This window comes from Citrobacter sp. Ce104 (assembly GCF_030334595.1).
In the GTDB taxonomy this organism is placed as follows: Bacteria; Pseudomonadota; Gammaproteobacteria; order Enterobacterales; family Enterobacteriaceae; genus Citrobacter; species Citrobacter europaeus.
Genome location: NZ_JAOWDP010000066.1, coordinates 26,672 through 39,154, shown reverse-complemented (window position 1 = coordinate 39,154; position 12,483 = coordinate 26,672). Strand labels below are relative to the sequence as shown.

General features: G+C 55.9%; 12 protein-coding genes. 5 read left to right on the top strand and 7 right to left on the bottom strand.

Going from position 1 to position 12,483, the window contains the following annotated elements; translation table 11 throughout:
* Positions 1-90 precede the first annotated feature (90 nt).
* The 7 genes from OGW16_RS16595 to hypA form a co-directional block, all read right to left on the bottom strand.
* Positions 91-519: a TOBE domain-containing protein gene (locus tag OGW16_RS16595; RefSeq protein WP_003825890.1), complete on the bottom strand. Its 429-nt coding sequence runs from the start codon at positions 517-519 to the stop codon at positions 91-93.
* A gap of 44 nt (positions 520-563) precedes the next feature.
* Positions 564-2,642 carry a formate hydrogenlyase transcriptional activator FlhA gene (gene flhA / locus OGW16_RS16590; protein ID WP_087051259.1) on the bottom strand — a complete coding sequence of 693 codons (2,079 nt, stop codon included), beginning with the start codon at positions 2,640-2,642 and terminating at the stop codon, positions 564-566.
* 206 nt (positions 2,643-2,848) lie between these two features.
* Positions 2,849-3,859, bottom strand: coding sequence for a hydrogenase maturation carbamoyl dehydratase HypE (gene hypE / locus OGW16_RS16585; RefSeq protein WP_200001194.1), 1,011 nt, complete (start codon positions 3,857-3,859; stop codon positions 2,849-2,851).
* Positions 3,856-4,977, bottom strand: a complete 1,122-nt coding sequence (gene hypD, locus OGW16_RS16580; protein ID WP_043017344.1) for a hydrogenase formation protein HypD — start codon at positions 4,975-4,977, stop codon at positions 3,856-3,858. Before hypD ends, hypE begins: the two co-directional genes overlap by 4 nt.
* A complete protein-coding gene (gene hypC, locus OGW16_RS16575) occupies positions 4,977-5,249 on the bottom strand; it encodes a hydrogenase 3 maturation protein HypC (protein WP_003037411.1) in 273 nt (90 codons plus the stop codon). The genes hypD and hypC overlap by 1 nt, the downstream gene beginning before the upstream one ends.
* The gene (hypB, locus tag OGW16_RS16570) at positions 5,240-6,112 is read right to left on the bottom strand and encodes a hydrogenase nickel incorporation protein HypB (RefSeq protein ID WP_286515159.1); all 873 of its coding nucleotides are present in this window, start codon (positions 6,110-6,112) and stop codon (positions 5,240-5,242) included. The genes hypC and hypB overlap by 10 nt, the downstream gene beginning before the upstream one ends.
* A gap of 103 nt (positions 6,113-6,215) precedes the next feature.
* Positions 6,216-6,587 (bottom strand): hydrogenase maturation nickel metallochaperone HypA, encoded by a 372-nt coding sequence (hypA, locus tag OGW16_RS16565; RefSeq protein ID WP_016154191.1) that lies wholly within the window; start codon positions 6,585-6,587, stop codon positions 6,216-6,218.
* 198 nt (positions 6,588-6,785) lie between these two features.
* On the opposite strand from hypA, the gene hycA reads away from it, so the two are divergent.
* The 5 genes from hycA to hycE all read left to right on the top strand — a co-directional run bounded on the left by hycA (position 6,786) and on the right by hycE (position 12,475).
* Positions 6,786-7,244, top strand: coding sequence for a formate hydrogenlyase regulator HycA (gene hycA, locus OGW16_RS16560; RefSeq protein WP_043017342.1), 459 nt, complete (start codon positions 6,786-6,788; stop codon positions 7,242-7,244).
* A gap of 143 nt (positions 7,245-7,387) precedes the next feature.
* A complete protein-coding gene (gene hycB, locus OGW16_RS16555) occupies positions 7,388-7,999 on the top strand; it encodes a formate hydrogenlyase subunit HycB (RefSeq protein WP_286518630.1) in 612 nt (203 codons plus the stop codon).
* Positions 7,996-9,822 carry a formate hydrogenlyase subunit 3 gene (gene hycC, locus OGW16_RS16550; protein ID WP_043017340.1) on the top strand — a complete coding sequence of 609 codons (1,827 nt, stop codon included), beginning with the start codon at positions 7,996-7,998 and terminating at the stop codon, positions 9,820-9,822. Before hycB ends, hycC begins: the two co-directional genes overlap by 4 nt.
* A gap of 2 nt (positions 9,823-9,824) precedes the next feature.
* Positions 9,825-10,748: a respiratory chain complex I subunit 1 family protein gene (locus OGW16_RS16545; protein WP_003825914.1), complete on the top strand. Its 924-nt coding sequence runs from the start codon at positions 9,825-9,827 to the stop codon at positions 10,746-10,748.
* Between the two features lie 17 nt (positions 10,749-10,765).
* Positions 10,766-12,475, top strand: a complete 1,710-nt coding sequence (hycE, locus tag OGW16_RS16540; RefSeq protein WP_003037393.1) for a formate hydrogenlyase subunit HycE — start codon at positions 10,766-10,768, stop codon at positions 12,473-12,475.
* Positions 12,476-12,483: the final 8 nt, after the last annotated feature.

The following is a 12,483-nucleotide window of genomic DNA, read 5'->3' as shown; positions in this document are numbered from 1 at the left end:
TATCTGGCCTACGAGAGCAAGCGCTCCTGCCGCGTAGGCCCGATAAGCACAGCGCTATCGGGCAAACTGGCCATGCGTTGACGATGGCGATTACGCTTTGGTGGCAATCAGAATGGCTGAGGCTTTGATCAGCGCAACAACGCGGCTTCCCTGGCTCAGTTTCATTTCTTGCTGACTTTCGTTGGTGACGACGGCAACAATCTCAAAGCCTGCGTCAGTTTTGATATGTACCGTGGCGTTGACTGCGCCTTCGGTGACCTGGGAAACGCTACCGGCAAACTGGTTACGGGCAGAGAACTTCAGGCCGCAGTCTTCTGTTGCCAGCGTTACCCACGGCGCTTTAATCAGGGCAATCGCCTCTTTCCCTTTTGCCAGACCCAACGCCTGCTGGCTGCTATGGGTTACAATCGCGACCAGTTTTGCGCCGCCAGCCAGCGTCAGTTCAACTTCATCATTCACTGCGCCCGTAGCGACTGCGCTCACCGTACCGGTTAATTGATTACGTGCTGATACCGCCATACTGCCTCCTTTCGTTGAGATATCACCCAGTATAACCACACTGGCTAAACCAGTGCATCCTTATCAATCCCCAATCGTTTCATGCGTGAGAGTAACGTTGTGCGTTTCAGCCCCAGTCTTTGCGCCGCGCCTTTCGGACCGGCAACGACGCCGTTGGTCTCTTTTAGCACGCGCATTATCAGCTGATATTCATCTTCGCCGTCCTGCGCGACTTCGGTCGCCACTGGTGGGGTGGATGGCGCCAACGCGACAACATCCGGCAGGGACAGTTGCAGCACGTTGCCTCGGGTGAGTAGAACCGCGCGCTCTACCACGTTTTCCAGTTCACGCACGTTACCCGGCCATTCCATATTGCTCAGCGTACGCAGAGCTTCGGCGGGAATACTGTCGATATTGCGCCCCATTCGGCGGGCAATTTTAAAGGTGAAGGCTTTCACCAGTAGCGGAATATCTTCCGGGCGCTCACGCAGCGGCGGCAGATGGATCGGGAAGACGTTCAGCCGATAGTAGAGATCGTTACGAAACTCGCGATCGGCGACCATCTTTTTCAGATCGCGGTTGGTGGCGGCGATCAAGCGAACGTCGGTCTGGATCAGCTTATTGCTGCCCAGACGTTCAAACTCCTGCTCCTGGAGAACGCGCAGCAGCTTCGGCTGAAGTTCCAGCGGCATGTCGCCAACTTCGTCGAGGAACAACGAACTTTTGTCCGCCAGTTCGAAACGCCCAATCCGCTGCGTGCTGGCCCCGGTAAACGCGCCGCGCTCATGGCCAAACAGATCGCTTTCCAGCAATCCGGCAGGCATTGCCGCGCAGTTCATTTTCACCATTCGGCGGGCGTTGCGTCCGCTCAGGTTGTGAATTGCCCGCGCGATCAGCTCCTTACCCGTTCCGGTTTCACCCAGAATCAGGACGGTGCTGTCGCTTTGCGCCACCATTTCGACCTGCTTGAGTACGCTGTACATCGCTTCGCTGCGGCCAATGATTTCGCCGAACTCACTCTCCACGTTGTTGAGTTGTTCCGTCAACGCCAGGTTTTCGTCGACCAGACGTTCCTTCAGGCGGTGGATCTCCTGGTAGGCGAGGGCGTTATCTACGGCGATCGCCACGCGTTCGGCGATTTGACGCAGCAGTTTTAGGTTGGCGGTGGTGAACACTTTCTCTTCGCACTGCGCCAGCTTCAGTACGCCGAGCATAGTATTGCCGGACATCAGCGGCAGCAGGCACAGAGTCTGTAGCTGGTTACCCCAGGTTTCGAACAGCATCCGTTCGTAAGGAGCAAGGGTATCGCGTTCACTCAGGTTAATCAGCAGCATCTCTTTGCTTTTGAAGACCCGTTCAGAGAGTGTGCCTGCTTCGTCCACCTCACTTTGTTCGTGCGCCGGATGATGTTCATCCAGATAATGGGTGGAATAAATGCTGAGTTTATTCTTGCGATCGCTGCGTAACACGATGCTGATAGCATCAATGTCGAAGTAGTGATGGATCTCCTTGGCGACTTCGCTAACCAGTTCATCAATGTCGAGACGCGAGAGCACCGCATTGGTGATGGCGACCAGGATGCGAAAGTTGTCGCGCTCGCGGCACAGTAAATCGTAATCGACGTTGTTGCTGACCCTGCTTTGAATTTGTTCAGCAACAACGCCGACTATTTGCGTGAAGGTCTGCAGCCGGTTGTACTCTTTTTCACTCCACGGCCGATCTTCATTACGGATGAATTCGCAGCCGCCAAAGATTCGCCCATCTGCCGCCAGCGGCAACAGACAGTAGTGGCCAAATTCAGAATACAGCCCGCCTGAGGCCAGTTGCGGCCAGGTTTCCGTAAACTCATGATAGTTGCAGTGCAGCGCATCGGGGCGAGACAAAATACGGCGTACCGGGCCATGCGCCAGCACCGTTTCGTCTTCATAATCGATGGGTTTACCATTTTCACGCGTCGCAAAATAACGCGCACGCTGCGTTTGTGCCTGCCACAAGACAATAGCCGCACAGTCGGCCAGCGCTGAACGCTTGACTAGCTGCGAAAGCGCCTCGCTGAGAGACGGGAGATCGGGCTGCTGTAATAATGTACGAGTAATATCGAACAGGCCTTGCTGTCCAAGGTCACTCATCGGTGTATACGACATATTGCTTTTCCAGGAAAAGCACCGCAGAACGGTGCGAAAACGGTAAATGAATTATAGGTATAAGTCGTAATTTATTGCCGGATTGGTCCGGCTACACGAACCGTAGGCCCGATCGGCAAAGCGCCATCGGGCGAAAATGCATCGTTAATGCCGGATGTCGACGCAAATGCGTCTTATCCGGCCTACAGCTTGCTGCCAACCGGCTGTTAGCATATACGAGGCAATGGCTCGGCGTGCGGTAAATCGAGGGTTCGTTTCACGCCGTAGAGTCCGGCAAGACGTACACCTTTGCGTTCCACCACTTCACCAATCATTGCGGCATCGCGCCCTAACGGATGCGCGCGCAGCGCGGCAAGCGCCATTTCAGCCGCCTGGCGCTCAACGGCAATCACCAGCTTGCCCTCGTTAGCAAAGTTGAGCGCATCCAGACCCAGCAGTTCGCAAACGCCGCGCACCGCGGGCTTCACGGGCAGGGCCGCTTCAGACAGCTCAATACCAAATCCGCATGAGGCGGCAAATTCATGCGTTACCGCATTCACGCCGCCACGGGTCGCGTCACGCAGCGCCTTCACGCCGGGAATATCACGTAGCGTCTGGATAAGCGGCGTTAATACCGCGCAGTCGCTGACCAGTTCACCATCAAGACCCAACTGTTCGCGCAGGTTAAGGATAGTTGCGCCGTGATCGCCAAGCGTACCGCTGACCAGCAGCACATCGCCCGGGCTGAGGGTCTGTGCCCCCCAGTGAATGTTGGCGGGGATCGCCCCCATTCCGGCGGTGTTGATGAACAGCTTGTCTGCTGCGCCGCGCTGCACGACTTTAGTATCGCCGGTTACGATGGCGATGCCCGCTTCGCGCGCGGTTGCTGCCATGCTGTTAACGACGGTTTTCAGCGTCTCCATCGGCAGACCCTCTTCGAGGATAAAACCACAGGAGAGGTAGCGCGGGATTGCGCCGCTGACCGCTACGTCGTTAGCCGTACCGCAAATAGCCAGCTTGCCGATATTGCCGCCCGGGAAGAACAACGGATCGATAACATAGCTGTCGGTTGAAAATGCCAGACGATCGCCTTCTGCCACCAGCTGCGCCAGTTCCAGACGTGCCTGATCCTCTTGTTCTGCCAGCCACGGATTAGCAAAAGCTTCCATAAACAGACTGTTGATCAACTGCTGCATAGCCTGACCGCCGCTACCGTGGGCGAGTTGTACGCTGTTCATGCTTCACACTCCTGCTGACGATACTGATACCAGGCGGCACATGCGCCTTCTGAGGAGACCATCAGGGCGCCAAACGCGGTCTCCGGGTTACAGGTTTTGCCAAATAGCGGGCACTGATGCGGTTTGCATCGGCCGGTCAATACCTCTCCGCAACGGGCGCGCGGATCGTCATACACCTGCTGCGGCGCTGGCTGGAAATGCGCTTCGGCATCAAAACGCTGATAGTCTGGCGTCAGGTGAACGCCAGAGGATTCAATTACGCCCAGGCCGCGCCATTCACTGTCGCCATTGACGCAGAACACGTCGGCGATAGCCTTTTGCGCTAACGCGTTACCGGCGTCCGGCACCACGCGGCGGTACTGGTTTTCGACCTGACTATGCTCGGCAATCTTCTGTTCAATCAACATCACCACGCCCTGCAGCAAATCGAGCGGTTCGAAACCGGCGACCACTAACGGACGATGGAAGTCTGACGCAATGAAGTTATAGGCATCGGTACCAATCACCATGCTGACGTGGCCTGGCGCTAAAAAGGCGTCGATGCCGTTGTCCGGCTGCTCCAGCAGACTGCGCAGCGTAGGAATAAGCGTGATGTGCTGGCAGAAAAAGTAAAAGTTCTGCACGTTACGCTGTTTTGCCTGCTGCAGGGTGATGGCGGTGGTTGGCATTGTGGTTTCAAAACCCAGGCCAAAGAACACTACCTTACGCGTTGGGTTTTCCTGCGCCAGCTTCAGCGCATCCATCGGTGAATAGACGATGCGGATATCTGCGCCGCGTGCTTTGGCTTGTAGCAAAGAACCTTGTTTACCCGGGACGCGCATCGCATCGCCAAAGGTGCAGAAAATCACTTCTGGATGGCTGGCGATTTCAACACAGCTGTCGATTCTGCCCATCGGCAGAACGCAAACCGGGCAGCCTGGTCCATGAATAAACTCGACATTTTCAGGCAATAACTGGTCGAGACCGAACTTGAAGATAGCGTGGGTATGACCACCACAAACTTCCATGATGCGCAGCGGGCGTTCAGCCGTGTAGGGGAGGAGTGCGGCACGTTCACACAGGTGCTCTATCAACTGCATCACCTGTTCTGGTGCGCGGTATTCGTCAACAAAACGCATTATTTTTCCTCGCCATACAGCAATGCGCCGACATCCGGCTCAACGTCAAACATATTTTGCAGCGCGTCGAGCGTGTCGCGCGCTTCAGCTTCATTAATGATGCTCATGGCAAAACCGACGTGGACCAGCACCCACTGACCCAGACGAGGTTGACCATGTTCATCGCAGCTTCCGACCAGCGTCAGGTCGACGTCACGCTGAATACCGCAAACGTCGACTTTAGCCTGGTTGCCATCAATGGTGCGGATTTGACCCGGAACACCTATGCACATCGCTGCGCCTCCAGCCAGGAGAGCCATTGATCCATGCCTTCGCCGCTGGTGGCAGAAATCAGGATAATCTCAATTTCCGGGTTCACTTCCCGGGCGCTGGCGATGCACTTCTCTACGTCAAAATTGAGGTACGGCAGTAGATCCACTTTGTTGAGCAGCATCAGCGATGCGGCGGCAAACATATGCGGGTATTTCAGCGGTTTGTCTTCACCTTCGGTTACTGAAAGCACGGCCACTTTATGGCGCTCGCCGAGGTCGAAGCTGGCCGGGCAGACCAGGTTGCCGACGTTTTCAATGAACAGAATACCGTTATCGTCAAGCGGCAAACGCGGCGCGGCGTCAGCAATCATTTGTGCGTCGAGGTGGCAACCTTTACCGGTGTTGACCTGAATGGCGGGTGTGCCTGTGGCGCGAATACGGGCGGCATCGTTCACCGTCTGCTGGTCACCTTCAATAACGGCGCACGGCACGCTATCTTTCAACTTCATCAGCGTTTCGGTCAGCAGGGTAGTTTTACCAGAGCCCGGGCTTGAGACAAGGTTCAGCACCAGATGTTGACGGGCAGCAAAGCGGGCGCGGTTGCGCTCGGCCAGACGGTTGTTTTTGTCCAACACGTCAATTTCCACTTCCAGCATCCGACGCTGGCTCATGCCTGGCGCGTGGGTGCCTGCTTCTCCGTGACCGTAGTGCAAATCGCCTTCTTCGGTCTGGCTTGGCGTGAAACTGGATGTCTTCACACCGGTAATGTTCAACGCCGGACGAGCTGCCGGGGCAAATGGCGCGCTGCGAAACGCCGAGTGGGGATTATGCTCATCACCCTCTATATAAAGGTTGCCTTCAGCGCAACCACATGTCGTACACATCGCTCACTCCTGATCTTTATCTTGCGGTATATCTGTTGCCGGATGGCGGCTTCGTCTTTTCCGGCCAACAACTCAGGCCATTCCTGTAGGCCGGACAAGACGCTTAGGCGTCGGCATCCGGCGCTGGAGTTTCATCTATTTCAATACGTCGAATCTGTAAGCCGTCATCGGCCACAATTCTCAGCATATCGCTGTTGCATTGCGGACATCTGCGCACGCGTTGCGTCAGTAAGGTGACGTATTGCTGACAAGATTCGCACCAACATTCGGCTTCTTGTTCTTCGAGGTGGAGTTTACAACCTTCTGCAAGGGTCCCGCGGCATACCAGATCAAAACAAAAGGCGAGAGCGCTGGTTTCTACGCAAGAAAATGCGCCAATTTTGAGCCAGACCCCAGTTACTCGCTGAGCACCGTATTGCGTGGCCTGTTGTTCAATCAATTCCAGTGCCCGTTGGCAGAGGGTTATTTCGTGCATACCGCCTCCTGTGAAGTTGCGATATTAAAAGCAATAAACATGCCAGGTTGAAATTTCCCGCGAGTGACAATGACGACGATGACGAAATGACACGTCGTCACCGGGTTTATGTTTTTTATCTATATGAAAATAAAGAATTTTAATTTTGGCATGAAATGTGCTTAAGGGTGTTCATCTCTGCTAAACGGGTAACCTGACATGACTATTTGGGAAATAAGCGAAAAAGCCGATTACATCGCTGAACGGCACCGTCGCCTACAGGACCAGTGGCGTATTTACTGTAACTCGCTGGTTCAGGGGATCACCCTGTCAAAAGCGCGTTTGCATCATGCAATGAGCTGCGCACCGGACAAGGATCTCTGCTTCGTCCTTTTTGAACACTTCACCATCTACGTCACGCTGGCGGACGGCTTTAACAGCCACACCATCGAATACTACGTTGAAACGAAAGATGGTGATGATAAACAACTGATTGCACGGGCAGAGTTGACCATCGACGGTAAAGTCGATGAGCGTATCAGCAACCGCGATCGCGAGCAGGTGCTGGAGCACTATCTCGAAAAAATCGCCACCGTCTACGACAGCCTGTACACCGCGGTTGAGAACAATATGCCGGTGAATTTAAGCCAACTGGTTGAGGGACACAGCCCGGCTTAAGCCTCGGGTGCTGCCCACTTTTGTCATGATGCGCTTTCATATTGCGTCACGACAGTTTAGGGAATGGGCATGTCGAAAAATGTCGAAATGACATTTACCAGACATGTTTTCGTCAAAAATGACTATCACCTGAGGAATGCCTGGTGAATCGTTTTGTAATTGCTGACTCCACTCTTTGTATCGGCTGCCACACCTGTGAAGCCGCCTGCTCAGAGACACATCGCCAGCATGGCCTGCAGTCAATGCCGCGCCTGAAAGTGATGTTAAATGAAAAAGAATCCGCCCCGCAGCTTTGCCACCAGTGTGAAGATGCGCCTTGCGCCACCGTTTGTCCGGTTAATGCGATTAATCGCGTTGATGGTGCCGTGCAACTGAATGAAAGCCTGTGCGTAAGCTGCAAACTGTGCGGGATTGCCTGTCCGTTTGGCGCAATTGAGTTTTCCGGTAGCCGTCCGCTGCATATCCCGGCAAACGCCAATACGCCAAAAGCGCCTCCGGCTCCGCCAGCGCCTGCCCGCGTGAGCACGATGCTTGATTGGGTTCCGGGCGTTCGCGCCATCGCGGTGAAATGCGATCTGTGCAGTTTTGATGAGCTTGGTCCGGCCTGTGTACGCATGTGCCCAACCAAAGCCCTGCATCTGGTGAGCAACATGGATATCGCCCGCGCCAGCAAACGTAAGCGTGAGCTGACTTTCAATACCGATTTCGGCGATCTCACCTTGTTTCAGCAGGCTCAGAGTGGAGATGCAAAATGAGCGCAATTTCACTAATTAACAGCGGCGTGGCCTGGTTTACAGCGGCTGCGGTTCTGGCATTTCTGTTTTCGTTTCATAAACCGCTGAGCGGCTGGATTGCCGGGGTTGGCGGTGCGGTGGGCAGCCTGTGTACGGCGGCTGCGGGGTTTCTCGTACTGACCCGCGCCGTTGCGATTAGCGGCGTGATGCCGTTTATCGGCCACAGTCTGCAAGTCACGCCGCTGAACGCTATCTGGCTGATTACGCTGGGCCTTTGCGGCCTGTTTGTCAGCCTGTACAACATTGACTGGCATCGTCATCCGCAAGTGAAAGCTAACGGCCTACTGGTGAATTTGCTGATGGCCGCGGCGGTATGTGCGGTAGTGGCCAGCAACCTCGGAACGCTGGTGGTGATGGCGGAAATCATGGCGCTGTGCGCCGTGTTCCTCACCGGCTGCAGTAAAGAGGGCAAACTGTGGTTTGCGCTGGGACGCGTCGGTACGCTGCTGCTGGCTATTGCCTGTTACCTGGTGTGGCAACGTTACGGCACCCTGGAGTTGCGCCTGCTTGACCTGCGTACTCAGGAGCTGCCCCTTGGCTCTGACATCTGGCTGCTGGGCGTGGCGGGTTTTGGCCTGCTGGCCGGGATTATTCCGCTGCACGGATGGGTGCCACAGGCGCACGCCAACGCCAGCGCACCGGCTGCGGCGCTGTTCTCTACCGTCGTCATGAAGGTGGGGCTGCTGGGTATTCTCTCCCTGTCGCTGCTGGGCGGTAACGCGCCGCTGTGGTGGGGGATTACGCTGCTGGTGCTGGGTATGATCACCGCATTTGTCGGCGGTCTGTATGCGCTGATGGAACACAACATTCAGCGTCTGCTGGCGTACCACACGCTGGAAAACATCGGCATTATTCTGCTGGGTCTGGGTGCTGGCGTGACCGGGATTTCCCTGAATCAACCGGCGCTGATTGCGCTGGGTTTGACCGGCGGTCTGTACCACCTGGTAAACCACAGCCTGTTCAAAAGCGTTCTGTTCCTGGGCGCAGGTAGCATCTGGTTCCGTACCGGTCATCGTGATATCGAAAAACTGGGTGGTATTGGTAAACGTATGCCGGTTATCTCTCTGGCGATGCTGGTTGGCCTGATGGCGATGGCCGCACTGCCGCCGCTGAACGGTTTTGCCGGTGAGTGGGTTATCTACCAGTCCTTCTTTAAGCTTGGCAACAGCGGCGCGTTTGTCGGCCGTCTGTTAGGACCGTTGCTGGCGGTAGGACTGGCGATTACCGGCGCGCTGGCGGTGATGTGTATGGCGAAAGTCTATGGCGTTACGTTCCTTGGCGCACCGCGCACGAAGGAAGCTGAAAACGCCTGCTGCGCGCCAATCCTGATGGGGGTGAGCGTCGTTGCGCTGGCTATCTGTTGCGTGATTGGCGGCGTGGCGGCGCCGTGGCTGCTGCCGATGATCTCCTCTGCCGTTCCGCTGCCGCTGGAAACTGCGAACACCACCGTTTCTCAGCCAATGATCACGCTGCTGCTGATCGCATGTCCGCTGCTGCCGTTCATCATCATGGCAATTTTCAAAGGCAACCGTCTGCCGTCGCGTTCACGCGGTGCGGCATGGGTGTGTGGTTACGATCATGAGCAGTCAATGGTCATTACCGCGCACGGTTTTGCCATGCCGGTGAAAGAAGCCTTTGCCCCGGTACTCAAACTGCGTAAATGGCTAAACCCGGTATCACTGGTTCCGGGCTGGCAGAATGCGGCTGCCCCGGTGCTGTTCCGTCGTCTGGCATTGATTGAGCTGGCGGTGCTGGTGGTGATTGTGGTTTCACGAGGAGCCTGAGAATGAGTGTTTTATATCCGTTAATTCAGGCGCTGGTGCTGTTTGCCGTTGCGCCGCTACTTTCCGGTGTTACCCGCGTGGCGCGTGCGCGTTTGCACAATCGCCGTGGTCCGGGCGTTTTGCAGGAATACCGCGACATTATCAAACTGCTGGGCCGTCAGAGCATTGCGCCTGCGGATTCCAGCTGGGTTTTCCGCCTGACACCGTTCGTGATGGTGGGCGTGATGCTGACTATCGCCACCGCGTTGCCGGTAGTGACCGTTGGCTCGCCGCTGCCGCAACTGGGCGATCTGATCACCTTGATTTACCTGTTCGCCATCGCCCGTTTCTTCTTCTCTATCGCGGGTCTGGATACCGGTAGCCCATTTACCGCTATTGGCGCCAGCCGCGAAGCGATGCTCGGCGTACTGGTTGAACCTATCCTGCTGTTGGGGCTGTGGGTAGCGGCGCAGGTTGCTGGCTCAACTCATATCAGCAATATCGCCGATACCATTTATCACTGGCCTGCTGCGCGCAGCATCCCGCTGATTCTGGCGCTGTGCGCCTGTGCTTTCGCCACCTTTATCGAAATGGGCAAACTGCCGTTCGATCTGGCGGAAGCAGAGCAGGAGCTGCAGGAAGGTCCATTGACCGAATACAGCGGCAGCGGTTTTGCGGTGCTGAAATGGGGCATTAGCCTCAAGCAACTGGTCGTTCTGCAAATGTTCGTCGGCGTGTTCCTGCCGTGGGGACAGATGGAAACCTTCACCGCCGGTGGGCTGCTGTTGGCGCTGGTGATTGCCGTCGTCAAACTGGTTCTCGGCGTGCTGGTTATCGCCCTGTTCGAAAACAGCATGGCGCGTCTGCGTTTTTGCGCCACTTCACGCGTGACCTGGGCCGGTTTTGGGTTTGCGTTTTTAGCGTTCGTCTCCTTGCTGGTGGCGTGATTTAAGAGAGTTTGAGCATGTCTGAAGAAAAATTAGGTCAACAATATCTCGCTGCGCTGCACCAGGCCTTTCCGGGTGTCGTACTGGATGAAGCCTGGCAGACCAAAGATCAGCTGACGATCACCGTCAAGGTGAACTACCTGCCGGAAGTGGTGGAGTTCCTGTACTACAAACAGGGTGGCTGGTTGTCCGTGCTGTTTGGTAACGACGAACGCCAGCTGTGCGGCCATTATGCCGTTTACTACGTGATGTCGATGGAGCAGGGCACCAAGTGCTGGATAACCGTCCGCGTTGAGGTCGATGCCAATAAGCTGGAGTTTCCCTCCGTCACGCCGCGCGTTCCGGCTGCAGTCTGGGGCGAGCGCGAAGTGCGCGATATGTACGGTTTGATCCCGGTAGGTTTACCGGATGAACGTCGTCTGGTACTGCCGGATGACTGGCCGGACGAACTCTACCCACTGCGTAAAGACAGTATGGATTATCGTCAGCGCCCGGCCCCGACCACCGATGCCGAAACCTACGAGTTCATCAACGAACTGGGCGACAAGAAAAACAACGTGGTGCCAATTGGTCCGCTGCACGTCACCTCCGATGAACCCGGTCACTTCCGCCTGTTCGTTGACGGCGAGAACATCATAGACGCCGACTACCGTCTGTTCTATGTTCACCGCGGCATGGAGAAACTGGCGGAAACCCGTATGGGTTATAACGAAGTGACGTTCCTGTCGGATCGCGTGTGCGGTATCTGCGGTTTTGCGCATAGCACCGCATATACCACCTCCGTTGAGAATGCGATGGGCATCGTGGTGCCAGAGCGTGCGCAGATGATCCGCGCCATTCTGCTGGAAGTTGAGCGTCTGCACTCGCATCTGCTGAACCTCGGCCTGGCCTGTCACTTTACCGGTTTTGACTCCGGCTTTATGCAGTTCTTCCGCGTGCGCGAAACGTCGATGAAGATGGCCGAGATCCTCACCGGGGCACGTAAAACCTACGGTCTGAACCTGATCGGCGGTATTCGTCGCGACCTGTTGAAAGAGGATATGATCCAGACCCGTCAACTGGCGCAGCAGATGCGCCGTGACGTGCAGGAACTGGTCGATATGCTGCTCAGCACGCCGAACATGGAACAACGTACCGTTGGTATCGGTCGTCTGGATCCGGAAATTGCTCGTGACTTCAGTAACGTCGGCCCAATGGTACGCGCCAGCGGTCACGCGCGTGACACCCGTGCCGATCACCCGTTTGTCGGTTATGGTCTGCTGCCGATGGAAGTTCATAGCGAGCAGGGTTGCGACGTTATTTCTCGTCTGAAAGTCCGTATCAATGAAGTCTACACCGCACTGAATATGATCGACTTTGGTCTGGACAACCTGCCGGGCGGCCCGCTGATGGTGGAAGGCTTTACCTATATTCCTCACCGCTTCGCACTGGGCTTTGCTGAAGCGCCGCGCGGAGATGACATCCACTGGAGCATGACCGGCGACAACCAGAAACTGTATCGCTGGCGCTGCCGTGCGGCGACGTACGCCAACTGGCCGACGCTGCGCTATATGCTGCGTGGCAACACCGTTTCCGATGCCCCGCTGATTATCGGTAGCCTCGACCCTTGCTACTCCTGTACTGACCGTATGACCGTGGTTGATGTGCGTAAGAAGAAGAGCAAAGTCGTGCCGTACAAAGAACTTGAGCGCTACAGCATCGAGCGTAAAAACTCGCCGCTGAAATAAGGAATCGC

Excerpts from the sequence above, each read along its gene's own strand:
- hypE (WP_200001194.1), bottom strand. The coding sequence starts at position 3,859 with ATGAACAGCGTACAACTCGCCCACGGTAGCGGCGGTCAGGCTATGCAG.
- hypA (WP_016154191.1), bottom strand. The coding sequence starts at position 6,587 with ATGCACGAAATAACCCTCTGCCAACGGGCACTGGAATTGATTGAACAA.
- OGW16_RS16545 (WP_003825914.1), top strand. The coding sequence starts at position 9,825 with ATGAGTGTTTTATATCCGTTAATTCAGGCGCTGGTGCTGTTTGCCGTT.
- hypB (WP_286515159.1), bottom strand. The coding sequence starts at position 6,112 with ATGTGTACGACATGTGGTTGCGCTGAAGGCAACCTTTATATAGAGGGT.
- flhA (WP_087051259.1), bottom strand. The coding sequence starts at position 2,642 with ATGTCGTATACACCGATGAGTGACCTTGGACAGCAAGGCCTGTTCGAT.
- hycC (WP_043017340.1), top strand. The coding sequence starts at position 7,996 with ATGAGCGCAATTTCACTAATTAACAGCGGCGTGGCCTGGTTTACAGCG.
- hypC (WP_003037411.1), bottom strand. The coding sequence starts at position 5,249 with ATGTGCATAGGTGTTCCGGGTCAAATCCGCACCATTGATGGCAACCAG.
- OGW16_RS16595 (WP_003825890.1), bottom strand. The coding sequence starts at position 519 with ATGGCGGTATCAGCACGTAATCAATTAACCGGTACGGTGAGCGCAGTC.
- hypD (WP_043017344.1), bottom strand. The coding sequence starts at position 4,977 with ATGCGTTTTGTTGACGAATACCGCGCACCAGAACAGGTGATGCAGTTG.
- hycE (WP_003037393.1), top strand. The coding sequence starts at position 10,766 with ATGTCTGAAGAAAAATTAGGTCAACAATATCTCGCTGCGCTGCACCAG.
- hycA (WP_043017342.1), top strand. The coding sequence starts at position 6,786 with ATGACTATTTGGGAAATAAGCGAAAAAGCCGATTACATCGCTGAACGG.